Source organism: Microbacterium sp. NPDC076895 (assembly GCF_040687115.1).
Classification (GTDB): Bacteria; Actinomycetota; Actinomycetes; order Actinomycetales; family Microbacteriaceae; genus Microbacterium.
On sequence record NZ_JBFBMQ010000001.1, the window covers coordinates 12,918 to 36,096 of the forward strand.

At 67.3% G+C, this 23,179-nt stretch carries 24 protein-coding genes; all 24 read left to right on the forward strand.

Annotated elements, in window-relative coordinates; translation table 11 throughout:
* The first annotated feature begins 7 nt into the window (after positions 1-7).
* Positions 8-538, forward strand: coding sequence for a bifunctional pyr operon transcriptional regulator/uracil phosphoribosyltransferase PyrR (pyrR, locus tag AB0O89_RS00070; RefSeq protein ID WP_363493133.1), 531 nt, complete (start codon positions 8-10; stop codon positions 536-538).
* Positions 535-1,515: an aspartate carbamoyltransferase catalytic subunit gene (locus AB0O89_RS00075; protein WP_363493135.1), complete on the forward strand. Its 981-nt coding sequence runs from the start codon at positions 535-537 to the stop codon at positions 1,513-1,515. Before pyrR ends, AB0O89_RS00075 begins: the two co-directional genes overlap by 4 nt.
* The gene (locus AB0O89_RS00080) at positions 1,512-2,822 is read left to right on the forward strand and encodes a dihydroorotase (protein WP_363493137.1); all 1,311 of its coding nucleotides are present in this window, start codon (positions 1,512-1,514) and stop codon (positions 2,820-2,822) included. Before AB0O89_RS00075 ends, AB0O89_RS00080 begins: the two co-directional genes overlap by 4 nt.
* The gene (locus AB0O89_RS00085) at positions 2,819-3,340 is read left to right on the forward strand and encodes a hypothetical protein (RefSeq protein WP_363493139.1); all 522 of its coding nucleotides are present in this window, start codon (positions 2,819-2,821) and stop codon (positions 3,338-3,340) included. The genes AB0O89_RS00080 and AB0O89_RS00085 overlap by 4 nt, the downstream gene beginning before the upstream one ends.
* The gene (gene carA / locus AB0O89_RS00090; protein ID WP_363493141.1) at positions 3,337-4,494 is read left to right on the forward strand and encodes a glutamine-hydrolyzing carbamoyl-phosphate synthase small subunit; all 1,158 of its coding nucleotides are present in this window, start codon (positions 3,337-3,339) and stop codon (positions 4,492-4,494) included. Before AB0O89_RS00085 ends, carA begins: the two co-directional genes overlap by 4 nt.
* Positions 4,487-7,774, forward strand: a complete 3,288-nt coding sequence (gene carB / locus AB0O89_RS00095) for a carbamoyl-phosphate synthase large subunit (protein ID WP_363493143.1) — start codon at positions 4,487-4,489, stop codon at positions 7,772-7,774. The genes carA and carB overlap by 8 nt, the downstream gene beginning before the upstream one ends.
* Entirely contained in the window at positions 7,771-8,625 is an 855-nt protein-coding gene (pyrF, locus tag AB0O89_RS00100) for an orotidine-5'-phosphate decarboxylase (RefSeq protein WP_363493145.1), read from the forward strand. The genes carB and pyrF overlap by 4 nt, the downstream gene beginning before the upstream one ends.
* A complete protein-coding gene (gmk, locus tag AB0O89_RS00105) occupies positions 8,618-9,526 on the forward strand; it encodes a guanylate kinase (RefSeq protein WP_363493147.1) in 909 nt (302 codons plus the stop codon). Before pyrF ends, gmk begins: the two co-directional genes overlap by 8 nt.
* Before the next feature lie 60 nt (positions 9,527-9,586).
* Positions 9,587-9,841, forward strand: coding sequence for a DNA-directed RNA polymerase subunit omega (rpoZ, locus tag AB0O89_RS00110; protein ID WP_195693834.1), 255 nt, complete (start codon positions 9,587-9,589; stop codon positions 9,839-9,841).
* Positions 9,842-9,914: 73 nt separating this feature from the next.
* Complete coding sequence (gene metK / locus AB0O89_RS00115) at positions 9,915-11,108, forward strand: methionine adenosyltransferase (RefSeq protein WP_292710390.1); 1,194 nt, start codon at positions 9,915-9,917, stop codon at positions 11,106-11,108.
* Between the two features lies 1 nt (position 11,109).
* Positions 11,110-13,104 carry a primosomal protein N' gene (locus AB0O89_RS00120; RefSeq protein WP_363493150.1) on the forward strand — a complete coding sequence of 665 codons (1,995 nt, stop codon included), beginning with the start codon at positions 11,110-11,112 and terminating at the stop codon, positions 13,102-13,104.
* Positions 13,105-13,120: 16 nt separating this feature from the next.
* Positions 13,121-14,080, forward strand: coding sequence for a methionyl-tRNA formyltransferase (gene fmt / locus AB0O89_RS00125; protein WP_363493152.1), 960 nt, complete (start codon positions 13,121-13,123; stop codon positions 14,078-14,080).
* Positions 14,077-15,459 carry a transcription antitermination factor NusB gene (locus AB0O89_RS00130; RefSeq protein ID WP_363493154.1) on the forward strand — a complete coding sequence of 461 codons (1,383 nt, stop codon included), beginning with the start codon at positions 14,077-14,079 and terminating at the stop codon, positions 15,457-15,459. Before fmt ends, AB0O89_RS00130 begins: the two co-directional genes overlap by 4 nt.
* 26 nt (positions 15,460-15,485) lie before the next feature.
* Positions 15,486-16,181, forward strand: coding sequence for a ribulose-phosphate 3-epimerase (gene rpe, locus AB0O89_RS00135; protein WP_363493156.1), 696 nt, complete (start codon positions 15,486-15,488; stop codon positions 16,179-16,181).
* 34 nt (positions 16,182-16,215) lie between these two features.
* Positions 16,216-16,479, forward strand: coding sequence for a phosphoribosyl-ATP diphosphatase (locus AB0O89_RS00140; RefSeq protein WP_363493158.1), 264 nt, complete (start codon positions 16,216-16,218; stop codon positions 16,477-16,479).
* Positions 16,480-16,516: 37 nt separating this feature from the next.
* Positions 16,517-17,356, forward strand: a complete 840-nt coding sequence (gene hisG / locus AB0O89_RS00145) for an ATP phosphoribosyltransferase (protein ID WP_363493160.1) — start codon at positions 16,517-16,519, stop codon at positions 17,354-17,356.
* A complete protein-coding gene (gene hisF, locus AB0O89_RS00150; protein ID WP_363493162.1) occupies positions 17,357-18,121 on the forward strand; it encodes an imidazole glycerol phosphate synthase subunit HisF in 765 nt (254 codons plus the stop codon).
* Positions 18,118-18,477: a phosphoribosyl-AMP cyclohydrolase gene (gene hisI, locus AB0O89_RS00155; RefSeq protein ID WP_363493164.1), complete on the forward strand. Its 360-nt coding sequence runs from the start codon at positions 18,118-18,120 to the stop codon at positions 18,475-18,477. Before hisF ends, hisI begins: the two co-directional genes overlap by 4 nt.
* The gene (locus AB0O89_RS00160) at positions 18,474-19,061 is read left to right on the forward strand and encodes a Trp biosynthesis-associated membrane protein (RefSeq protein ID WP_363493166.1); all 588 of its coding nucleotides are present in this window, start codon (positions 18,474-18,476) and stop codon (positions 19,059-19,061) included. The genes hisI and AB0O89_RS00160 overlap by 4 nt, the downstream gene beginning before the upstream one ends.
* A 42-nt stretch (positions 19,062-19,103) precedes the next feature.
* Positions 19,104-19,334 (forward strand): DUF6704 family protein, encoded by a 231-nt coding sequence (locus AB0O89_RS00165; protein WP_363493168.1) that lies wholly within the window; start codon positions 19,104-19,106, stop codon positions 19,332-19,334.
* Between the two features lie 2 nt (positions 19,335-19,336).
* On the forward strand, positions 19,337-20,113 hold the full coding sequence (gene trpC, locus AB0O89_RS00170) for an indole-3-glycerol phosphate synthase TrpC (RefSeq protein ID WP_363493170.1): 777 nt from the start codon (positions 19,337-19,339) through the stop codon (positions 20,111-20,113).
* Positions 20,110-21,324: a tryptophan synthase subunit beta gene (trpB, locus tag AB0O89_RS00175; protein WP_363493172.1), complete on the forward strand. Its 1,215-nt coding sequence runs from the start codon at positions 20,110-20,112 to the stop codon at positions 21,322-21,324. Before trpC ends, trpB begins: the two co-directional genes overlap by 4 nt.
* The gene (trpA, locus tag AB0O89_RS00180; protein WP_363493174.1) at positions 21,321-22,106 is read left to right on the forward strand and encodes a tryptophan synthase subunit alpha; all 786 of its coding nucleotides are present in this window, start codon (positions 21,321-21,323) and stop codon (positions 22,104-22,106) included. The genes trpB and trpA overlap by 4 nt, the downstream gene beginning before the upstream one ends.
* Positions 22,107-22,178: 72 nt before the next feature.
* Positions 22,179-23,150 (forward strand): prolipoprotein diacylglyceryl transferase, encoded by a 972-nt coding sequence (gene lgt, locus AB0O89_RS00185; protein ID WP_363493176.1) that lies wholly within the window; start codon positions 22,179-22,181, stop codon positions 23,148-23,150.
* Positions 23,151-23,179 lie beyond the last annotated feature (29 nt).

Sequence of the window (23,179 nt, forward strand, 5' to 3'; positions counted from 1 at the left end):
AGCGGCGATGAGCACCCGTGCAGTCATGCAGGATGCCGACATCTCACGCGCTCTGACGAGAATCTCTCACGAGATCATCGAATCCAATCGCGGCGCCGGCGAGCTCGTCCTCCTCGGCATTCCGACCCGCGGCGTCCCGTTGGCAGAGCGCATCGCTGCGCTGATCAGCGGCTTCACCGGTGAAACGGTGCCCGTCGGCTCACTGGACGTCACGATGTACCGCGACGATCTGCACCGCAATCCGACGCGGACGCCCCATCCCACACGCATCCCAGACTCGGGCATCGACGGCAAGGCCGTTGTCCTGGTCGACGACGTGCTCTTCTCAGGTCGCAGCATCCGCGCAGCCCTGGATGCCCTGCAAGACATCGGCAGACCCGCCGCCGTGCGCCTCGCGATCCTTGTCGACCGTGGACACCGTGAATTGCCGATACGGCCCGACTTCGTCGGCAAGAACCTTCCCAGCTCCCGCTCGGAGCACGTCGCCGTACGGCTTCGCGAGATCGACGGTGAAGACGAGGTCAGCATCCGATCATGAGACACCTGCTCGACACAGCCACCCTCAGCCGGTCAGACGCGCTTCGTATCCTCGACACCGCCGAAGACATGTCGGACACTCAGCGCCGGGAGATCAAGAAGCTTCCGACTCTGCGCGGCAAGACCGTCGTCAACCTGTTCTTCGAGGACTCGACTCGCACACGCATTTCCTTCGAGGCAGCAGCCAAGCGCCTCTCGGCAGACGTCATCAACTTTGCGGCAAAGGGCTCGTCGGTCTCGAAGGGCGAGTCCCTGCAAGACACCGCGCAGACGCTGCAGGCGATGGGCGCGGATGCCGTCGTCATCCGCCACGGAGCATCCGGCGCGCCACACACCCTTGCCACGAGCGGCTGGATCAGTGCGGGCGTCGTGAACGCGGGCGACGGAACCCACGAGCATCCCACCCAGGCCCTGCTCGATGCCTTCACGATGCGCAAGCGTCTGTACGGCGAAGACAGCCGCGGACGGGATCTCGCCGGCACTCGGGTCGCGATCGTCGGCGATGTGCTTCACTCCCGTGTGGCGCGCTCGAATATGTGGCTGCTGCACACGTTGGGGGCGCACGTCACACTCGTCGCCCCTCCGACGCTTGTGCCCCAGGATGTGTCGGCCTGGCCCGCTCACGTCACCTACGACCTCGACGAAGCGATCGCCGCCGCACCCGACGTGCTGATGCTGCTGCGCATCCAGTTGGAGCGCATGAACGCCGCATATTTCCCCAGCGAGCGGGAGTACGCGAGGCGCTGGGGTTTCGACGCACGGCGGCTCGCAGCCCTCGGCGCCGATAGCATTGTGATGCACCCGGGCCCCATGAATCGAGGGCTCGAGATCTCCGCCGAAGCTGCCGATTCGGCGCAATCGACAGTCCTGGAACAGGTAGCCAACGGCGTGTCGGTACGGATGGCGGTGCTCTACCTGCTGCTGGCGGGTTCGACGACAACGACAGCGACGACAACGACAGGGGAGGAGAGAGCATGACCGAGGTCCTCCTGGTCCGCGGCGCCGAGCTCGCGGACGGCACCCGCACAGATCTGCTCGTGCAGGACGGCATAATCGTCGAGACGGGGCTCTCGCTGGACAAGCCCGGCGCGCGCGTCATCGACGCGTCAGGACTCATTGCGCTTCCCGGGCTCATCGACCTGCACGTACACTTTCGCGAGCCCGGCTTCGAGGCATCCGAGACGATCCTCACCGGCTCCCGTGCAGCAGCTGCCGGCGGCTTCACCACGGTGTTCACGATGCCGAACACCTCGCCGGTGGCCGACACCGCGGGCGTTGTCGAGCAAGAACTCGCGCTCGGAGAGGCTGCGGGCTATGTGACCGTGCAGCCCATCGGTGCCGTCACTGTCGGGCAGAAGGGCGAGCGCCTCGCAGAACTCGGCGCGATGGCGACCTCGCGGGCGCGAGTGCGGGTCTTCAGCGACGACGGATTCTGCGTCTGGGACCCCGTGATCATGCGCCGCGCTCTTGAGTATGTGAAGGCCTTCGGTGGCGTGATAGCTCAGCACGCGCAGGATCCGCGACTGACCGAGGGCGCACAGATGAACGAGGGCGTTGTTTCGGCAGAACTCGGCCTGGCGGGATGGCCTGCTGTCGCCGAGGAAGCGATCATCGCCCGGGACGTGCTGCTGGCAGAGCACGTCGGGTCGCGCCTTCACGTCTGTCATCTCTCGACGGCGGGGTCGGTCGACATCATCCGCTGGGCCAAGAAGCGCGGAATCGACGTGACTGCCGAGGTCACCCCCCACCATCTGCTGCTCACCGAGGACCGGGTCCGCGGGTATGACGCCCGGTTCAAGGTCAACCCGCCCCTTCGCACCGCCGAGGACGTCGAAGCCGTGCGGGAGGGCCTCGCCGACGGCACGATCGACATCGTCGCCACCGACCATGCGCCGCATCCGAGCGAGACCAAGGCCTGCGAGTGGCAGGCTGCATCTCACGGAATGGTGGGCCTCGAAAGCGCACTGCGCATCGTGCACGGCACCATGGTGGAGAGCGGTCGCATGACCTGGAGCGATGTGGCACGTACGATGTCCGCTGCGCCGGCGCGGATCGGGAGCCTCAGCGGGCACGGAACTCCCGTGGCGGCAGGCAACCCGGCATCGTTCACGCTCTACGACCCGGCTCCGACGCGTACGTTCTCTCTCGATGATCTCCGAGGACGCAGCCGAAACTCGCCCTACCTCGGCGAGGAACTGCCCGGCGAGATCCGTTGGACGGTCAATCGGGGCACGGTGACCGTCGCAGACGGAGCACTCCTCGAGACGCCAGGGGCCCTGTCGTGACGCGGGAGGCCGCCGTGCTGGTCATGGTTGCCGTGGCCCTGGTGCTGCTGGGCCTCGCCGCCTGGGGATGGGTGCGACGCACCCGCCGTGATCGGACGCCCCTCATCCGGCCCGCCGAGTTGAGTGATTCCGACACACCCCGCGAGACGATCGACGCGCTCTACGTGGCAACCACAGTCCACGATGCTCCGCTCGAACGGATCGCTGCCCCGGGCCTCGGCTATCGATCGCCCGTGACGATCACGGTGACGGATGGCGCGGTCGCGCTGGATCTGACGAACCAGCCCCGCATCACGATCACGGCCGACCGGATCACCGCTGTCACACAGGCCACCCTCACGATCGATCGTGTCGTCGAGAAGGACGGCCTCGTGCGACTGAGCTGGCTCGCCGACACGGGTGTTGTCGTCGACACCTACCTTCGCCCTCGGGAGACATCGGCCCGGCACCTGGCCGACGCTCTCGCGCCCCTGGCTCCCGCACCTGACCCCTCCACCGCAACCGGAGACTCCGAATGAGCTTGTTCACCACCGATCCCGCCGTGCTCGTCCTCGAGGACGGCACCCGATTCCGCGGCCACGCCTACGGCGCACGCGGGATGACCCTCGGCGAGGTCGTCTTCGCAACCGGCATGACCGGCTACCAGGAGACGCTCACCGATCCCTCGTACGCGGGCCAGATCGTGCTGCAGACCGCACCTCATATCGGCAACACGGGGATGAACGACGAAGACCCAGAATCGCGCCGGATCTGGGTCGCCGGATACATCGTGCGCGACCCGTCCCGCGTGGTCTCGAACTGGCGGGCCGACGAATCCCTCGACGAGGCGCTTGAGCGCGACGGCATCGTCGGAATCAGTGGCATCGACACCCGCGCCGTCACCCGCCACATCCGATCGGCGGGGTCGATGCGGGGCGGCATCTATTCGGGGGACGCCGCAGCCCTCGATGCCGAGGAACACCTACGCCTGGTGCGCGAAGCACCCCAGATGGCCGGCCAGAACCTGTCGGCATCCGTGTCGGTGAGCGCACCCGAGGTGACCCCGGCAACCGCGGGGCGGCTCGGGTCCCTCGCGGTCATCGACCTTGGGATCAAGAAGGCCACGATCGACAACCTCGCGGCGCGGGGGTTCGATGTCCACGTGCTGCCGCAGGACGCGACGATCGACGACATCCGCGCGATCGATCCGGTCGGCGTCTTCTACTCGAACGGTCCGGGTGACCCGTCCGCGTCGGCCGATCACGTGTCGCTCCTGCGATCCGTGCTCGATGATCGGGTGCCGTTCTTCGGTATCTGCTTCGGCAATCAGCTGCTCGGCCGTGCCCTGGGCCTGGACACCTACAAGCTGCCGTTCGGACACCGCGGCATCAACCAGCCGGTCCTGGACAAGCAGACCGGCCGTGTCGAGATCACCGCCCACAACCACGGCTTCGCCGTCGATGCCCCCCTCGATGAACCGTTCGACAGCCCTCAGGGCTACGGTCGCGTCGAGGTGAGTCACATCGGTCTCAACGATCGCGTCGTCGAGGGTCTCCGCGCCCTCGACATCCCGGCCTTCTCGGTGCAGTACCACCCCGAGGCTGCGGCCGGCCCGCACGACGCAAACTACCTGTTCGACCGGTTCGCCGACCTCGTTCGCGCGAACCTCAGCACGAAAGAAGCGAATGCCTAAGCGCGACGACATCCGCTCCGTCCTGGTCATCGGCTCCGGTCCGATCGTCATCGGCCAGGCTTGTGAGTTCGACTACTCCGGAACCCAAGCCTGCCGCGTGCTGCGCGCCGAAGGCGTCAGAGTGATCCTGGTCAATTCGAACCCGGCCACGATCATGACCGACCCCGACTTCGCCGATGCGACCTACATCGAACCGATCACCCCCGAGGTCATCGAGACGATCATCGCGAAGGAGAAGCCCGACGCGATCCTGCCGACGCTCGGTGGCCAGACGGCTCTGAACGCCGCGATGGCGCTGCACGACCGCGGCATTCTCGAGAAGTACGACGTCGAGCTCATCGGCGCGAAGGTCGACGCGATTCGCAAGGGCGAAGACCGCCAGATCTTCAAGGAACTCGTCATCGAAGCGGGCGCGGATGTCGCCGCGAGCCGCATCTGCCACACGATGGACGAAGTGCTCGCCGGCGCCGAGGAACTGGGCTATCCGCTCGTCGTTCGCCCGTCGTTCACGATGGGGGGACTGGGCTCGGGCTTCGCCTACACCGAAGCCGACCTGCGCCGTATCGCGGGCGCCGGCCTGCACGACTCACCCACGCACGAAGTGCTGCTTGAGGAGTCGATCCTCGGGTGGAAGGAGTACGAGCTCGAACTGATGCGCGACACCGCCGACAATACGGTCGTCGTGTGCTCGATCGAGAACGTCGACCCCGTCGGTGTCCACACCGGCGATTCGATCACGGTCGCGCCGGCGCTGACGCTCACCGACCGCGAGTATCAGAAGATGCGCGACATCGGCATCGACATCATTCGTGCCGTCGGTGTCGACACGGGCGGCTGCAACATCCAGTTCGCCGTCGACCCGACCAACGGTCGCATCATCGTGATCGAGATGAACCCGCGCGTGTCTCGCTCCTCGGCGCTGGCCTCGAAGGCCACGGGCTTCCCGATTGCGAAGATCGCCGCCAAGCTCGCCATCGGCTACCGGCTGGATGAGATCCCCAACGACATCACCAAGGTCACGCCGGCAAGCTTCGAGCCGACGCTCGACTACGTCGTCGTCAAGGTTCCGCGCTTCAACTTCGAGAAGTTCCCCGCCGCTGACACAACGCTCACCACGACCATGAAGTCGGTCGGTGAGGCGATGGCGATCGGCCGCAATTACGCGACGGCGCTTCAGAAGGCCCTGCGCTCGCTCGAGAAGCGCGGCTCCAGCTTCCACTGGGGTGCCGAGGAGCGCAGCGTCGACGAGCTGCTCGAGATCGCGCGCACGCCGACAGATGGCCGGATCGTCGTCCTCCAGCAGGCCCTGCGTAAGGGCGCGACAGTCGAGCAGGCGTTCGAGGCTACCGCAATGGATCCGTGGTTCCTCGACCAGATCGTGCTCATCAACGAGGTCGCGGCCTTCATCGCTGCGGCGGGGGAGTTGGATGCCGAGACACTCCGCATCGCCAAGGAGCATGGCTTCAGCGACGCGCAGATCGCCGAGCTGCGCGGGATCACCGAAACCGAAGCGCGCGGCATCCGGCACGGCCTCGACATTCGCCCCGTTTACAAGACCGTCGATACCTGCGCCGGTGAGTTCCCCGCTCTGACCCCGTACCACTACTCCAGCTATGACGCCGAGACCGAGGTCATGCCCTCGGAGCGCACCAAGGTCGTGATCATCGGGTCTGGACCGAACCGCATCGGTCAGGGGGTCGAGTTCGACTACTCGTGCGTGCACGCCTCGTTCGCCCTGAGCGACGCCGGTTTCGAGACGATCATGGTCAACTGCAACCCCGAGACGGTGTCGACCGACTACGACACCTCTGACCGGCTCTACTTCGAGCCGCTCACGCTCGAAGACGTGCTCGAGGTGCTGCACGCGGAGGCGCGCTCGGGAACGATTCTCGGGGTCATCTGCCAGCTGGGCGGACAGACTCCGTTGGGACTTGCGAAGGGGATCGAAGCCGCCGGCTACACGATCCTCGGCACGAGCCCCACGGCGATCGATCTCGCCGAGGAGCGGAGCCTGTTCAGCGGCATCCTCGCCGACGCGGGACTCATCGCGCCGCGTCATGGCACCGCGGTTGACGTCGAGGGCGCCGTTGCCGTGGCCGAAGACATCGGATACCCGGTGCTTGTCCGTCCGAGCTTCGTGCTCGGTGGACGCGGCATGGAGATCGTCTACGACACGGCGAGCCTGCGTGACTACTTCGTGCGCGTTGCCGACCAAGCGATCATCGGCCCCGGGATGCCACTCCTGGTCGACCGGTTCCTTGACGACGCGATCGAGATCGACGTCGATGCGCTCTACGACGGCCACCAGCTCTACATCGGCGGCGTGATGGAGCACCTCGAGGAAGCCGGCATCCACTCCGGTGACTCAAGCTGCACCCTGCCGCCCGTTTCGCTCGGACGCACCGAGATCGATCGCGTTCGCGAAGCCACTCTCGCCATTGCGGCTGGCGTCGGGGTCCGAGGGCTCCTGAACGTTCAGTTCGCTATCAGCGCGGGCGTGCTCTACGTCATCGAGGCCAACCCACGGGCCAGCCGCACCGTCCCGTTCGTGTCCAAGGCGCTGGGGATTCCGCTTGCCAAGGCGGCCAGCCGCATCATGGCAGGCTCCACGATCGCTGATCTGATCGCTGAGGGGCTACTGCCGGCATCCGATGGCTCGCGCGTACCGCTGGATGCGCCGGTCGCGGTCAAGGAAGCTGTTCTTCCCTTCAAGCGGTTCCGCACCAAGGATGGCCAGATCGTCGACTCGGTCCTCGGGCCTGAGATGCGATCCACGGGTGAAGTCATGGGGATCGACCGCGACTTCCCCACGGCCTTTGCGAAGAGCCAGGCCGCCGCATACGGTGGGCTTCCCCTCGAGGGAACGGTCTTCATTTCGGTATCGGATGCTGACAAGCGCGCGGTGATCCTGCCGGCCCACCGGCTGCAGGAACTCGGGTTCGAGCTGCTTGCCACGGAGGGCACGGCCGAGATCCTTGCCCGCAACGGAATCGCGGTCGAGGTCGTCAACAAGTACTCCGCGACTCAGGCCTCGGGTGAGACCAACGTCGTCGACCTCATCAATGAGGGACGCATCGACATCGTGGTGAACACCCCGAGCGGCGGGATGGCCCGAGCCGACGGATACGAGATCCGCGCCGCTGCTGTGGCCGGTGACAAGGCCCTGTTCACGACGATGGCAGTCCTCGGCGCAGCAGTGAGCGCGTTCCCCGTGCTCCGCGAGGGTTTCGAGGTCAAAAGCCTGCAGGACTACGCACGTGAAAGGGCTGAACGCGCGTGAGGTCGTTCGGTTCACGCCTGTGGGAGACGCTCGGTCAGTCTGGCCCGCTGTGCGTGGGTATCGACCCTCACGGGAGTCTGCTCGATTCCTGGGGATTGGACTCCACCGCCGAGGGAGCCCGGCAGTTCGGACTCCGTGTGGTGGAGGCGTGCGCGGGTCGGGTCGGCATCGTCAAGCCTCAGGTTGCGTTCTTCGAGCGCTACGGCTCGGCGGGATTCGCGGCACTTGAAGATGTCATGGCGGCTGCGCGTGCGGCGGGGCTGATCGTCATTGCGGATGCCAAGCGCGGCGACATCGGAACCACGATGGACGGCTATGCCGCGGCCTGGCTCGAACCCGGCTCTCCGCTCGAGGCTGATGCTGTGACACTGAGCCCGTACCTCGGCCCCGACTCGCTCTACGCCACGGTCACGACGGCGATCCGCCGCGAGAAGGGCGTCTTCGTTCTCGCAGCGACGAGCAATCCGGAAGGCAGGCCCATACAGACCGCACTCACCAGCGATGATTCGGGGCCCGATGACGAGCGCGTCGCGGCGCGGGTAGCTCGCGAGATCGGTTCCCTCAACATCGGTCTGCCCGGGGCGCTCGGTTCGGCGGGACTCGTGGTCGGCGCAACCGTCGACCGCGCTGCATTCGGGCTCACCGACGTCGTCCTCGCCGGAACACCGATCCTGGCGCCCGGCTTCGGCGCGCAGGGCGCGCAGCCGGCCGATCTGCAGCGTCTTTTCGGCTACGTGGCAGCCAATGTCATCGCGTCCGAGAGCAGAAGCATCCTCGCCGTCGGCCCCGACCGCCTGGCCTCGCGTATCGAGGAGCGCGCAGCGCTGTACCCGCGAACCAGCCATGACTGAGCGCCCCGCCCCTCCCGCGGTCGACCGCCTCGCAGCATCCCGTCGGGCCGTCGCCGCCAGGCGGGAGCGTGCCTCGTTGAAACAGGATGTCGCAACTCGCGTGATCAGCCCGCAAGAGCTGCTCCGCCGCGCGCTTGCCGCCCCGGATTCACCTGCGGGCGCGATGCGTGTCACAGAATTCCTCACCGCAATCCCTGCGATCGGCGTCGGCAAGCGGGACAGAATCCTCGACCATCTGCAGATTTCGCCCGTGAAGCGACTCGGCGGCCTCGGCCGCAGGCAGCAGCAGGCTCTGCGTGCGTTTCTCGATGAGCGCCTGCCCGAGCCGCATCCACGCGCTGACCGGTCGGCCCTGGTGGTGCTCGCGGGACCCACCGCGGTCGGCAAAGGGACCGTGGCGCAGCACATCCGCGCTCACCACCCCGAGATCCACCTGTCCATATCGGCTACGACCCGCCCGGCCCGTCCGGGGGAGCGTGACGGAGAGCATTACTACTTCGTCGACGATGCGGAGTTCGATCGGCTCATCGCAGATGGCGAGCTTCTCGAGTGGGCAACGGTCCACAACGCGTACCGCTACGGCACTCCGCGTGCACCGATCCGTGCCGCGCTCGATCGCGGTCAGGCGGTGCTGCTCGAGATCGATCTGCAGGGCGCACGGCAGGTGCGTGCGGCCCAACCTGACGCAACGCTGGTGTTCCTTCTCCCACCCAGCTGGGACGAGTTGGTCACCCGATTGATCGGACGCGGCACCGAGGACACGGAAGAACGCGCGCGACGCCTCCGCACAGCGCGCGTCGAGTTGGCGGCCCAGGATGAGTTCGATTACCGCGTCGTGAACGCCGACGTCGCCGTTGCGGCGCGCGAGGTCGTAGAATTGATGAATGCGCCCGCGCGCTGAGCGCGACTGCGGCGCCACAGACCTCTCACCGACATCCGTCGCCAGCGAAGGGATTCCGCCATGGCCGGGAACAACAAGGGCATCATCGACCCCCCCATCGACAGCCTTCTCGAGAAGGTTGACTCGAAGTACCAGCTGGTGATCTACGCATCAAAGCGCGCCCGCCAGATCAACGACTACTACTCCGACCTGCACGAGGGAAACCTCTTCGACAACGTGGGGCCGCTGGTTGATTCAACCGTCGAGGACAAGCCGCTGACCATCGCGCTCCACGAGATCAACGAAGACAAGCTTCGCCTCCGTCCGATCGACTGACGGTCACCTGTTCGCGCGCCGGTGTCGTAGGCCGGCGCGATACTGATCGGCGTCCACTACTGACGGGAGCTCCATGACCGCGTTGCGTCTGTTTACGTCCGAGTCGGTCACGGAAGGTCACCCCGACAAGATCTGCGACCAGATCTCTGACAGCATCCTCGACGCCATCCTCAGTGAGGATCCGACCGGGCGCGTCGCGGTCGAGACCCTCGTCACCACCGGACTGGTGCATGTCGCGGGTGAGGTGAGCACGTCCGCGTACGTCGAGATTCCCGCGATCGTTCGCGATGTGGTCAACCGCATCGGATACACCTCGAGCGAGACTGGGTTCGACGGCGACTCGTGCGGCGTGAGCATCTCCATCGGCGCGCAGTCCTCCGACATCGCGTCGGGTGTGAACAAGGCCTTCGAGCAGCGTGAACGCGGATCATCCGACCCTCGTGACGAGCAGGGCGCGGGCGACCAGGGCATCATGTTCGGCTATGCGACGACCGAGACGCCTCAGCTGATGCCGATGGCCGCGTGGACGGCGCACCGCATGGCTGAGCGCCTCGCCGAATCGCGACGCTCAGGTGCGCTGCCGTTCCTGCGTCCCGACGGCAAGACGCAGGTCACCCTCGGCTTCGAGGGGGCCGTGCCGCGCACCGTCGAGTCCGTGGTGCTCTCGACCCAGCACCACCCTGACATCTCGCAAGAAGACCTGCGCGCCCAGGTGCAGGAGACCGTCATCGATCCGGTTCTGGAGAGCACTGGACTCGATCTTTCCGCGGTCACCTACTACATCAATCCCGCTGGTCCGTTCGTGATCGGCGGCCCGAAGGGCGATGCGGGCCTCACGGGCCGGAAGATCATCATCGACACCTATGGCGGTGCCTCGCGCCACGGAGGCGGAGCCTTCAGCGGGAAGGACCCCTCGAAGGTCGACCGCTCTGCTGCCTACGCCATGCGGTGGGTCGCGAAGAACGCCGTGGCCGCAGGACTTGCTGATCGGCTCGAGGTGCAGGTCGCCTACGCCATCGGCAAGGCCGCTCCGGTCGGCCTGTACGTCGAGACGTTCGGAACCGGTCACGTGGCCGACGACATCATCACGACGGCGATTCTTGACGTGTTCGACCTGCGCCCGAAGGCGATCATCGACCAGCTCGATCTGCTTCGCCCGATCTATGCGCAGACCGCAGCCTACGGGCACTTCGGTCGAGAACTCGCCGACTTCACGTGGGAGCGCACGGACCGCGTCGACGACCTGCGCTCAGCCGCCGGTCTCTGACATGACCGCTCGGCGCATCGCGCGAGTGCTCCTGGATTCCCCGCTGCCCCAACTGGATCGGCTCTTCGACTACGAGATTCCCGACGAGCTGGCACCTGAGGCTCACGAGGGCGTCCGCGTACGCGTGCCGCTTCGTGCGGCCGGCCGGATCGTGGACGGCTTCATCGTGGAGCTGGACGACGAACCGTCCGCTGACCGCCCCCTGTCGGAGGTCGAGTCCGTCATCTCTTCGGTACCCGTGCTGCCACGGCGGCTCTACGACCTCGCACGAAAGGTCGCCGACCGGTCGGCAGGGTCGGCATCCGACATCCTGCGCCTGGTCGTACCGCGACGGATGGTGCGAGCCGAGCGTTCATGGCAGAACGCCGAACGAGCGGGCGTCCCCGAGGTGTCGGCATCCACTGCAGAATGGGCGGCAACTGCCCTCGCAAGCTTCCCCGGCGCGGCTGATTCGCTCACCCGGGGCGCGCGCATCGCCCTGACGGCGCCGACGGCGCCGGTAACGCCCGGTTCGCCCGCACCGGGGTGGGTGGGAATCCTCGCTGCCGCGGCCGCGAGGCTGCTCGTGGCAGGACGCAGCAGCATCCTCGTCGTGCCCGACCACCGAGACCTCGACCAACTCGAGCAGGGCCTGATCGCGCACGGACTCGGCGAGGCACTCATCCGGACGGATGCCGCTCAGAGCGCCCCTGCCCGCTACGGCGCGTATCTGCGGGTGCTCGAGCCCACGCCCTCGATCGTGATCGGCAACCGATCGGCCGTGTACGCGCCCGTCCACGCGCTCGGACTCGTCGCAATCTGGGACGATGGCGACCCGCTCCTGCGTGAGCCGCTGTCACCGGGCGTCCACGCGCGCGACGCGGCGCTGGTCCGGCAGGAGCAGGAACAGTTCGCGCTCGTCTTCGCCGGGTTCACCCGCACCACCGACGTCCAACGTCTTGTCGACATCGGCTGGGTGGAGGAGCTGCGCGCAGCCCGTCCCGCAGCGCCGCGCGTCGTGCTCACGCCGCTGCGAGAGGGGGAGACCGGGGCCGCGCGGATTCCCTCTGCGGCCTTTGCGGCCGCACGCGAAGCGGTGCGGAACGGGCCGGTTCTGGTGCAGGTCGCTCGACCCGGGTACGCGCCAGTGCTCACCTGTGCCGACTGTCGGCATCCCGCGCGTTGTCGTTCCTGCGGCGGACCGCTCCATGCCGGAGCGCGGGGGGCGACACCGACCTGCTCAGCCTGCGGACGCCGCGCAGAAGGCTGGACGTGCGTCTCCTGCGGCGGAGCACGTTTTCGACTCATCGGCTCCGGGAGCCGCCGCACCGCCGAAGAACTCGGACGCGCGTTTCCCGGCATCCGAGTCATCGTCTCGGATGCCGATCATCCCGTTCTCGAGGTGCCAGACACACCGGCGCTCGTCATCGCGACGCGGGGCGCGGAGCCTCGGGCCGCCCGCGGATTCCGCGCGGTGCTGCTCTTGGACGGCGAACGGATGCTGCTCGCAGATGATCTGCGGATCGCCGAGCACTGTCTGCGCTGGTGGTCCAACGCGGCGGCCCTGGCTGCACCGGGTGCGCCGGTGCATCTGGTCGGAGTCGCCGGGACCCTCGGCCGAGCACTGGCTACCTGGTCCCAGCCTGCCTTCGCACGCGCTGAACTCGCCGAACGCGCAGAGCTTCGCATGCCTCCCGCGGTTCGTGTTGCCTCGCTCGAAGGACCTCGACCGGCAGTGGAGACCGCGCTGGCCGCCGTGCGGTCGGATGTGCCACGGCTGCGGGCCGACGACGTGCTCGGGCCCGTGCCGCTGCCCACCACCGGCTCGCACGATGACGACGTGCGCGCGCTCGTGCGCTGCGACTATCACGACGGACCTGACCTCGCACGTTCCCTTCGGGCGGCGCTCGTTGCCGCGGCGCTGCGGGGACGCCGCTCACGCAGTCGCGGCGGAGCACGCGCGACGCTACGCATCCGTCTCGACCTGCCCGACCTGAATCTGGAGACACAGCCATGAGCCGGAAGAGACAGCCATGAGAATCGTGTTCGCCGGAACGCCCGAGCCGGCCGTACTGTCGCTACGCGCCCTCGTCGACGCCGGTCACGAGGTGCCTCTCGTGATCACGCGGCCTGACGCGCAGATCGGTCGCCGCCGCGTCGTGACGCCTTCGCCGGTGGCTACCGCCGCTGACACGCTCGGCCTGTCGATGCATCGCACCGCACGTCTCGACGATGTAGCACTCGAGGCGGTACGCGCTGCTCACGCCGACCTGGGCGTGATCGTCGCCTACGGCGGCCTGGTCCGCGAGCCCCTGCTCTCGACGCCTCGGCACGGCTGGATCAACCTCCACTTTTCAGCCCTGCCCCGGTGGCGGGGGGCTGCTCCCGTGCAGCACGCCATCATCGCGGGAGACCCCGAGGTGGGCGCCGACGTCTTCCAGCTGACGGCAGGCCTTGACGAGGGAGACATCTTCGGCGAGGTGCGCTTTCCGCGCCCGATTGAGGCGACGGCGGGGGAGCTGCTCGCGACCCTCGCGGATGCCGGAGCAGACCTCTTGACCACGGTCGTCGGCCAGATCGCAGACGGCACTGCGCGAGCCCGCCCTCAAGAGGGCGACCCGAGCTATGCGCCGAAGCTCTCGATCGAGGACGGTCGTGTCGACTGGCAGCAAAGTCGGGAGCAGATCATGTCACGGATCCTCGGCGTGACCCCCGAGCCCGGTGCCTTCGCGACCGCGCAGGACGCGCGGCTGAAGATCCTCGCCGCTGTCCCGGCATCCTTCGATGCGCCACGGTTACGGCCCGGACTGGCGACCGGTCACTCGAACCAAGTGATCGTCGGAACCGCCGGTGATCCAATCGTGCTGGTGCGTGTCCAGCCAGCGGGGAAGCCTGCGATGGATGCCGCAGATTGGTGGCGCGGCACACGGCTGAGTGAACTGCAGTTCGATGCTGACGCTCAGATGCCCGGGGATAACGGAGCCACGGCATGAGCGGCGCACCGTCGGCCCGACAGGTGGCCTTCGACACGCTGCGTGCCGTCCACGACGCCGACGCATACGCGAACCTCGTGCTGCCGACAGCAATCGCCCGTGCACGGCTGAGTCCGGCGGACGCAGCGCTCGCGACGGAGCTGACGTATGGAACCCTGCGGCAACAGGGCACCTGGGATGCCGTCATCGCTGTAGCTGCGAACCGGCCGGCCGAGAGCCTCGACCCGCCCGTCCTCGACATCCTGCGGCTCGGGGTGCATCAACTCTTGGCCACGAGGGTCCCACCGCACGCGGCGGTCAACGAGTCGGTGAGTCTCACGCGTTCGAGCGCGGGGGAGCGTGCTGTCGGTTTCGTCAACGCTGTGCTGCGCAAAGTCGGTGAAGCGGATGCGGAGACCTGGATCTCCCGCGCCGAAGACGCTGCACGCTCCGACGAGGAACGCCTCTCGGTGCGCACCTCACACCCGGTATGGGTCATCCGGGCCCTGCGGCGCGCTCTCGACGACGAGGGGCGCGCCAGCGAACTCCTCGAGCTTCTCGCTGCCGACAACGACCCACCCCGCGTCACAATGGCGGCTCTCCCGGGACTTGCCACAGCTCCCGAGGAGTCGGAGCCGACATCCTTCTCGCCCTATGGGTTCCGAGCACCGGCGGGGGATCCCGGCAGGCTTGTGGCTGCCTCGAATGGCGCGCTGCGCGTCCAGGACGAAGGATCCCAGCTCGCAGCCCTCGCCCTGTCGGAGGTTGACCCGGTGCGGCCCGGCGAGCGCTGGCTCGACCTGTGCGCAGGCCCGGGCGGAAAGACCGCGCTGCTGGCTGCCCGCGTGCTGCAGGCGCGGGAGGCCGGGATCCCGGTCGACCTTGAGGCGAACGAGGTCTCGTCCACGCGCGCCGGGTTGGTTCGCCGATCCCTCGAGCCGATCCCGTTCGAGGTCGTCGTCTCTGAGGAAGACGGCAGGGAAAGGGTTGGCGCTAACGCGTACGACCGGATCTTGGTCGACGCGCCCTGCACGGGCCTCGGTGCCCTGCGCCGCCGACCAGAGTCGCGCTGGCGCAAGTCGCCGCAGGATGTCGCACCGCTGGCAGATCTGCAGCGCGAACTGCTCTCTGCCGCGGTGACCGGGCTCAGGCCGGGCGGTGTCGTCGCTTACGTGACGTGCTCGCCGCACCTCGTCGAGACCCGCGATGTGGTGGCGGCGGTGCGAGACCAGCACCGAGACGAGCTGGACGAGCTGGACGCTCGGGACGTGCTGCATCGGGTGTCGCGGAGCGCGCTGGACCTGGCGAGCCCGACGGGCGGCGGCGGGCGTGCGCAGTTGTGGCCCCACCGGCACGGCACCGACGCAATGTCGATCACACTCCTGCGGCGGCGAAGCTGACAGACGCTCTCGCCCATAATGGACGGGTGAGTTTCCCCGACACCGCGACGCATCACCCTGCGGTGCGCATCAATCCCAGCATCCTTGCCGCCGACTTCGTCAACATGCAGGCGGAACTGCAGCGCATCGCCGCCGCCGACTTCGTCCACGTCGACGTCATGGACAACCATTTCGTTCCAAACCTCACGTTCGGTCCGCAGATGGTTGAGAGGATCCAGGCGACATCTCCCGTACCGCTGGATGTTCACCTGATGATCGACGACGTCGACCGCTGGGCGCCGGGATACGCCGAGATCGGCGCGGCATCCGTGACCTTCCACACGGAGGCCACGACAGAGCCGGTAGCCCTGGCCCGGAGGTTGCGGTCTCTCGGCGCACGAGCCGGAATCGCACTCAAACCTGCTACACCGGTCGAGCCGCTCTTCGATGTTCTCGACGAGTTCGATCAGATCCTCGTGATGACGGTCGAGCCGGGGTTTGGGGGGCAGTCCTTCATGGCCGACATGATGCCGAAGCTCCGCCTGCTCGCCGACGAATGCCACCGGCGCGGCTCTGCGGTCTGGCTGCAGGTCGACGGCGGCATCTCGCCGTCAACGATCGAGCAGGCCGCAGCAGCAGGTGCCGATACGTTCGTCGCCGGATCAGCCGTGTTCGGGGCCGGGGACCCGGATGCTGCAATCGCAGGGCTGCGTTCTCGCGGCGCGCACGCTCATCGGCACTGACCGGGCTACCCCCGCGGTTCGCTACCCTGGCATAGTGAAGTCGTTCGAGGAGCTGTTCGCCGAGTTGACGGTGAAGGCGCAGACCCGTCCCGAGGGATCGGGGACCGTTGCCGAGCTCGATGCAGGCATCCACACGATCGGCAAGAAGATCGTCGAAGAGGCCGCCGAGGTGTGGATGGCCGCCGAGTACGAGTCGGATGAGGCCGCGGCCGAAGAGATCTCGCAATTGCTGTATCACCTGCAGGTGTTGATGCTGGCGAAGGGGCTTTCGCTCGAGGACGTGTACCGACATCTCTGAACCCGTCGCCTCTCCCGCTTCGACCCGAAAGACCCCCATGCTCCGAATCGCCGTGCCCAACAAGGGTTCGCTGGCTGAGACGTCCGCCGCAATGCTCACCGAAGCTGGATATACCGGCAGGCGTGACCCGAAGGACCTCCACGTCATAGATCCCGCGAACGAGGTCGAGTTCTTCTACCTGCGTCCGCGCGACATCGCGACGTATGTGGGCTCCGGCGCCCTGGATGTCGGCATCACCGGCCGTGACCTCCTCCTGGATGCGCGGATGCCTGCGCGCGAGATCGAATCCCTCGGATTCGCAGACTCGACCTTCCGCTTCGCGGGACCTCCCGGGCGCTTCACCGACCTCGCTGACCTTGAGGGAATGCGCGTCGCCACCGCCTACCCCGGTCTCGTGGACTCGTTCCTCGACGACCGGGGGATCGCGGTCGACCTCGTTCCGCTGGACGGTGCGGTCGAGTCGGCGGTGCGGTTGGGCGTGGCGGATGCGGTAGCCGATGTCGTCTCGACAGGCACGACCCTCAAGCAGGCGGGGCTCGAGATCTTCGGCCCCGTGCTCCTGGAGTCAGAAGCCGTCCTCATCGGAGGGCCGCGCGAGGTCGAGGGGACCGAAACGCTCCTGCGGCGGCTGCGCGGAGTGATGGTTGCCCGCCGGTACGTTCTCATCGACTACGACCTGCCAGCAGACCTCGTCGACCGGGCAGTCGAGATTGCGCCCGGCATCGAGTCGCCGACGATCTCGCCACTGCGCGACCCGTCGTGGGTGGCAGTGCGCGTCATGAGCCCCCGCAAGGGCGTCAATCAGGTGATGGACGCGCTGTACGGCATCGGTGCTCGCGCCATCCTGGTGACCGAGATTCACGCGGCGAGGCTCTAGATGGCTGTCGCGACGCGCGTCATCCCGTGCCTCGACGTCGCCGCCGGGCGCGTGGTGAAGGGCGTCAACTTCCTGAATCTTCGCGACATGGGCGACCCTGTCGAGCTGGCAGCTGCGTACTTTCGCCAGGGCGCTGATGAGATCACGTTCCTCGATGTCACGGCGACCGTCGACGAGCGCGCAACGACGTACGACGTCGTCCAGCGCACCGCAGAAGAGGTCTTCATTCCGCTCACCGTCGGGGGAGGGGTGCGTTCGGCAGACGACGTCGCTCGCCTGCTCGGAGTCGGCGCCGACAAAGTAGGAGTGAACTCCGCAGCGATCGCCCGACCCGGACTCGTGGACGAGATCGCCGACCGCTTCGGTGCCCAGGTCCTCGTGCTCTCCCTCGATGTGAAGCGCTCAGACACCGTCGACTCCGGGTTCGTCGTCACGACCCACGGTGGCCGAACCGAGACGACTCTGGATGCACTTGCGTGGGCTCGCGAGGCCATCGAGCGCGGGGCAGGCGAGCTGCTGGTCAACTCGATTGACGCTGATGGCACACGGGAGGGTTTCGATCTCGAGCTTGTCTCGCTGATGCGCGAGATCTCGTCGGTACCGGTGATCGCCTCCGGCGGCGCGGGATCGGTCGAGCATTTCGCACCCGCCGTGCACGCCGGGGCTGACGCGGTGTTGGCCGCCAGTGTTTTCCACACCGGTCAGCTCACCGTCGGGGACGTGAAGTCGGCGCTGGCAGCCGAGAACGTGGAGGTGCGAGCGTGACCGAGCTCGAGGAACGCATCGCGGCAGTCGCCTTCAACGGCGACGGTCTTGCGCCGGCGATCATCCAGCAGTGGGACACCGGAGAGGTGCTCATGCTCGGCTGGATGGATGCCGAAGCACTCCGGCGTACGCTCACGACCGGACGCGTGACCTTCTGGTCTCGCTCACGCCAGGAGTATTGGCGTAAGGGCGACACATCCGGGCACGTGCAGTATGTGCGCGGCGCCAAACTCGACTGCGATGGCGACGCGCTGCTGATCGAGGTCGAACAGATCGGTGCGGCCTGCCACACCGGCACGCGGAGCTGCTTCGACACGACCGACCTGAAGCCTGCCGTCACCCACGGGGACGCATGATCGCGCGGGCTCGGCTCATCGGCGTTGTCGGCCTGCTCATCGCGGGGGCGACGGGCCTCATCTCTTCGACCCAGACATGGCTGCTCGTGTCCTTGACTGACGGAGCCGCGGAGCCGCTCGCGATAGCCGGCGCCTCTGCCGTGGTGCTCCTCGCACCGCTGAGCCTGACTGCGCTCGCCCTCAGCGCCGCTCTCTCCATCGTCGGCCGGATCCTGCGTCCCGTATTCGGCGTCATCGGAGCCGCACTCGGGATCGCACTAGCCGTCCTGACGGCGCCGATCGCCTTCGACGCACCGGTAAGCGCCGTCGCTTCCGAGGTGGCGGCCGTGACCGGCATCCGCGGTGATAGCGCGATCGCGGAGCTTGTGGCAGGGATCACCGTGACGCCTTGGCCCGCCGTCACCCTCGCCGCTGCCGTCCTCATGGCTGCCGCGGGGATCTGGGTTCTCGCGACCGCGCGCCGGTGGCCCGAGGGCGGAAAGCGGTACCAGTCAGAGCGTGTCGGGCGACGTCGGAGCGGCGAACCGCTCGATGCCATTGACTCGTGGGATGACCTCTCCCGTGGCGGGGACCCCACGACCTGACCGCTAGACTGACCACAGCCCGCGCACTACCGGAGGATATCCATGAGCAACCCCATCGGCGACCCCGGCCACGGACACTCGCCGGCGGCCTGGACGGCTGTCGTCATCATGCTCGCTGCCATCGCCCTGGGCACAGTGGCGTTCTTCCTCGAGATCGTCTGGCTGGTGTGGGCCTCTGTCGGCCTTGTTGTGGTGGGCGCTCTGGCCGGCTGGGTCATGGCAAAGGCCGGCTACGGCGTGGGCGGCTCCAGGTACACCGCGAAAGAGCATTGAGCATGCTCGCCGACCTTACGGCCGGCGCTCTCGAGGACGCCCGGACGCGCGAAGCCGTGCGACCGCTCGCGGATGTCGAACGCGCCGCGCTCGCTCGCCCCGCTGCACTCCCGGCGCTGGCGTACCTTGCGCCCGCCGAGCGTGTGCGCATCATCGCCGAGGTGAAGCGCGCGAGCCCCTCGCGCGGGGATCTCGCTGAGATTCCCGACCCGGCTCACCTCGCGTCGCTGTACGAGCGCGGCGGAGCGTCTGCCATCTCGGTGCTGACCGAGCAACGTCGGTTCAAGGGGAGTCTCGCCGATCTCGACTCAGTCCGCGCTTCAGTATCTCTGCCCGTGCTGCGGAAAGACTTCGTCTCCACCGAGTACCAGGTCTTCGAAGCCCGCGCCGCGGGCGCCGATATCGTTCTGCTCATCGTCGCGGCCCTCGACCAGCCGGTGCTCGAGCGGCTGTTCCATCTGATCGAACAGCTCGGGATGACGGCCCTTGTCGAGACACACTCACTCGAGGAGCTTCACCGTGCTGCCGACATCGGTGCACGCCTGGTCGGTGTCAACGCACGGGACCTCTCCACCTTTGAACTCGACCGGGACCTGTTCGGGCGCTTGCGCGACTCGATTCCCGCAAACGCCATCGCCGTCGCCGAGTCTGCGGTGCTGGCGCCGGCCGATGTCGCGCACTACCGGGCTGCCGGCGCGGATGTCGTCCTCATCGGCGAGGCACTGGTGACCGGCGACCCCGTCGCGACCCTCACAACGTTCCTGGAGGCAGGATCATGACCACGAGCCTGCGCGAACAGCGCGGTCCCTTCTTCGGCGATTTCGGCGGACGTTTCATGCCCGAGTCGCTCATCGCCGCCATCGACGAACTCACTGCCGAGTACGAAGCAGCTCGCATCGATCCGGCGTTCCAGGCGGAGTTCGTCCGACTGCTGAACTCGTACGCTGGCAGGCCCTCGGCGCTCACCGAGGTGCCCCGGTTTGCCGAGCACACGGGGGCCGGCCGCGTCTTTCTCAAGCGTGAGGACCTGAACCACACGGGATCCCACAAGATCAACAACGTGCTCGGACAGGCTCTGCTCACGCAGCGCCTGGGCAAGACGCGCGTCATCGCTGAAACCGGGGCGGGCCAGCACGGGGTGGCAACTGCCACGGCCGCCGCGCTGTTCGGTTTCGAATGCACGATCTACATGGGCGAAGTCGATACGCAGCGCCAGGCGCTGAACGTCGCCCGTATGCGCCTGCTCGGCGCCGAAGTCATCCCGGTCACGACGGGGTCGAGGACACTCAAGGACGCCATCAACGAGGCGTATCGCGACTGGGTCGCCAGCGTCGAGAACACCAATTACATCTTCGGAACAGCTGCCGGCCCGCATCCGTTCCCCGCGATGGTCCGTGATTTCCAGAAGGTGATCGGCGAAGAGGCGCGCGCTCAGCTCCTGGATGAGATCGGACGGCTTCCCGATGCTGTCTTCGCCTGCGTCGGCGGGGGATCGAACGCGATCGGCATGTTCGACGCCTTCCTCGACGACGAGGGTGTCGCCCTCTACGGCGTAGAGGCGGCCGGCGATGGTGTCGACACGCCTCGACACGCGGCATCAATCGAGCGGGGCACGCCGGGCATCTTGCACGGCGCCAAGACCTACGTTCTGCAGGACGAAGACGGCCAGACCGTCGAGTCGCACTCCATTTCTGCGGGCCTGGACTATCCCGGAGTCGGACCCGAACACGCGTGGCTTTCCGACATCGGTCGCGCGCACTACATTCCTGCCACCGACACCGAAGCGATGGAAGCTCTGCGCCTGCTCTCGCGCACGGAGGGCATCATCCCGGCTATCGAATCGGCGCACGCGCTGGCTGGGGCCTTGCGCATCGGACGCGAGCTCGGACCCGATGCCGTTCTGGCCATCTCGCTGTCAGGTCGCGGCGACAAAGACATGGACACTGCGGCCCGCTGGTTCGAGCTGTACGACGAGGGGGCCCAGCTGTGAGCGCCGTCGCCGACGCGATCGACGCCGCTCGCGACGCAGGTCGCGGCGCCCTCATCGGCTACCTCCCCATCGGCTATCCCGACCTCGATACCAGCATCGAGGCGGCAGTCACGCTCGCCGAAGCCGGCGTCGACATCCTGGAACTCGGCCCGCCCTACTCGGACCCCGTTATGGACGGCCCCGTCATCCAGGAAGCCACCAACGCCGCGCTGGAAGCGGGCTTCCGGATGCGTGACACCTTCACCGCGGTTCGCGAGGTCACCGCCCGCACCGACATCCCCGTCCTGGTCATGACGTACTGGAATCCGGTAGTCCAGTACGGGGTCTCCCGCTACGCCGACGACCTCCGCGCCGCTGGCGGGGCCGGACTGATCACGCCCGACATCACTCCCGATGCGGCAGCCGACTGGCTCGCCGAGAGCACCCGCACCGGGCTCGACCGCGTTTTCCTTGCCGCCCCGAGTTCAACGGATGCCCGGCTCGAGATGATCGTGCGCGAGACCACCGGCTTCGTCTACACGGTCTCGACAATGGGAATCACGGGGGAGCGGGCACAACTGGATGCCGCCGCCCGCGCCCTCGTCGGCCGCCTCCGCGAGCATGGCGCCGAGCGCGCGTGCGTGGGAATCGGCGTCTCCAACGCCGACCACGTGCGGAGCGTGCTCGAGTACGCCGACGGCGCGATCGTCGGCACAGCGCTTGTGCGCGCCCTGCGCGACGGGGGCCTCGACGGCCTCGCGGCGGCAGCGCGCGAGCTTGTCGCAGGCACCGTTCGCGAGTGAGCGCGTCCCACTCGAACTAGACTCACGTCGTCGGCCCACCGGTCGGCGCCCGACCAACCGAGGACGATCGACATGATCAGCGCTTTCCAGAACGTCCTGACGAGCATCCCGAGCCCGAGTGTCAGCTACATCGACCTCGGCCCGCTGCGCATCCACTTCTACGCGTTGTGCATCATCGCCGGCATCATCGTCGCGGTCCTGCTCACGAACTACCGCCTGACCAAGCGCGGTGCCGAGAACTGGATCGTCATCGACATCGCCCTGCTGGCGGTTCCCCTCGCGATCATCGTCGCACGGATCTATCACGTCCTCACCCATCCCGGTTTCTACTTCGGCGAAGGAGCCGACTTCTGGGCTGTCTTCCGGATCTGGGAAGGCGGAATCGCGATCTACGGCGCGCTCATCGGTGGGGCAGTCGGGGCGTGGCTCGGCTGCCGCTGGACCGGCATCCGATTCTGGTCATTCGCCGACGCATTGGCGCCAGGTCTGATCATCGCTCAGGCCATGGGTCGGCTCGGAAACTGGTTCAACCATGAGCTGTTCGGCCTTCCCACCGACCTGCCGTGGGGCCTGGAGATCGAGTCCACCAACGCCGCGTTCCCTCCGGGCCTCGCCCCGGGCACTCTCTTCCATCCCACGTTCCTGTACGAGATGATCTGGAATCTCCTCGGCGCCGCTGTGCTGCTGTGGGCGGGCCGTCGTTTCGCGCTGCAGTGGGGTCGCCTGTTCGGTCTCTACCTCATCTGGTATAGCGCTGGGCGCATCGTCTGGGAGTCCATCCGGATCGATCCGAGCGAGATCTTCCTCGGCATCCGCACCAACGTGTGGGCTGCGATCTTCGGCGTCGTCGTCGGCCTCGCGATCATGATCGTGCAGAAGCGCCGCCACCCGGGGCGCGAGCCGTCACCGTACGTTCCCGGTCGCGAACGCGCCGCGAAAGGCACTGTACAATCACAGGACACTCCCGACTTCGTCGACGTCAGCGAACCACCGGCCCCCGAAGTCACCGCCGGCAGCGCCACAAGCACCCCTCGGCCGCAGTGATCTGATCACCGGAGTAGTACCCCGATCAC

Excerpts from the sequence above, each read along its gene's own strand:
- pyrR (WP_363493133.1), top strand. The coding sequence starts at position 8 with ATGAGCACCCGTGCAGTCATGCAGGATGCCGACATCTCACGCGCTCTG.
- AB0O89_RS00075 (WP_363493135.1), top strand. The coding sequence starts at position 535 with ATGAGACACCTGCTCGACACAGCCACCCTCAGCCGGTCAGACGCGCTT.
- AB0O89_RS00080 (WP_363493137.1), top strand. The coding sequence starts at position 1,512 with ATGACCGAGGTCCTCCTGGTCCGCGGCGCCGAGCTCGCGGACGGCACC.
- carA (WP_363493141.1), top strand. The coding sequence starts at position 3,337 with ATGAGCTTGTTCACCACCGATCCCGCCGTGCTCGTCCTCGAGGACGGC.
- carB (WP_363493143.1), top strand. The coding sequence starts at position 4,487 with ATGCCTAAGCGCGACGACATCCGCTCCGTCCTGGTCATCGGCTCCGGT.
- gmk (WP_363493147.1), top strand. The coding sequence starts at position 8,618 with ATGACTGAGCGCCCCGCCCCTCCCGCGGTCGACCGCCTCGCAGCATCC.
- rpoZ (WP_195693834.1), top strand. The coding sequence starts at position 9,587 with ATGGCCGGGAACAACAAGGGCATCATCGACCCCCCCATCGACAGCCTT.
- metK (WP_292710390.1), top strand. The coding sequence starts at position 9,915 with ATGACCGCGTTGCGTCTGTTTACGTCCGAGTCGGTCACGGAAGGTCAC.
- AB0O89_RS00120 (WP_363493150.1), top strand. The coding sequence starts at position 11,110 with ATGACCGCTCGGCGCATCGCGCGAGTGCTCCTGGATTCCCCGCTGCCC.
- fmt (WP_363493152.1), top strand. The coding sequence starts at position 13,121 with ATGAGAATCGTGTTCGCCGGAACGCCCGAGCCGGCCGTACTGTCGCTA.
- AB0O89_RS00130 (WP_363493154.1), top strand. The coding sequence starts at position 14,077 with ATGAGCGGCGCACCGTCGGCCCGACAGGTGGCCTTCGACACGCTGCGT.
- hisG (WP_363493160.1), top strand. The coding sequence starts at position 16,517 with ATGCTCCGAATCGCCGTGCCCAACAAGGGTTCGCTGGCTGAGACGTCC.
- hisF (WP_363493162.1), top strand. The coding sequence starts at position 17,357 with ATGGCTGTCGCGACGCGCGTCATCCCGTGCCTCGACGTCGCCGCCGGG.
- AB0O89_RS00160 (WP_363493166.1), top strand. The coding sequence starts at position 18,474 with ATGATCGCGCGGGCTCGGCTCATCGGCGTTGTCGGCCTGCTCATCGCG.
- AB0O89_RS00165 (WP_363493168.1), top strand. The coding sequence starts at position 19,104 with ATGAGCAACCCCATCGGCGACCCCGGCCACGGACACTCGCCGGCGGCC.
- trpC (WP_363493170.1), top strand. The coding sequence starts at position 19,337 with ATGCTCGCCGACCTTACGGCCGGCGCTCTCGAGGACGCCCGGACGCGC.
- trpB (WP_363493172.1), top strand. The coding sequence starts at position 20,110 with ATGACCACGAGCCTGCGCGAACAGCGCGGTCCCTTCTTCGGCGATTTC.
- lgt (WP_363493176.1), top strand. The coding sequence starts at position 22,179 with ATGATCAGCGCTTTCCAGAACGTCCTGACGAGCATCCCGAGCCCGAGT.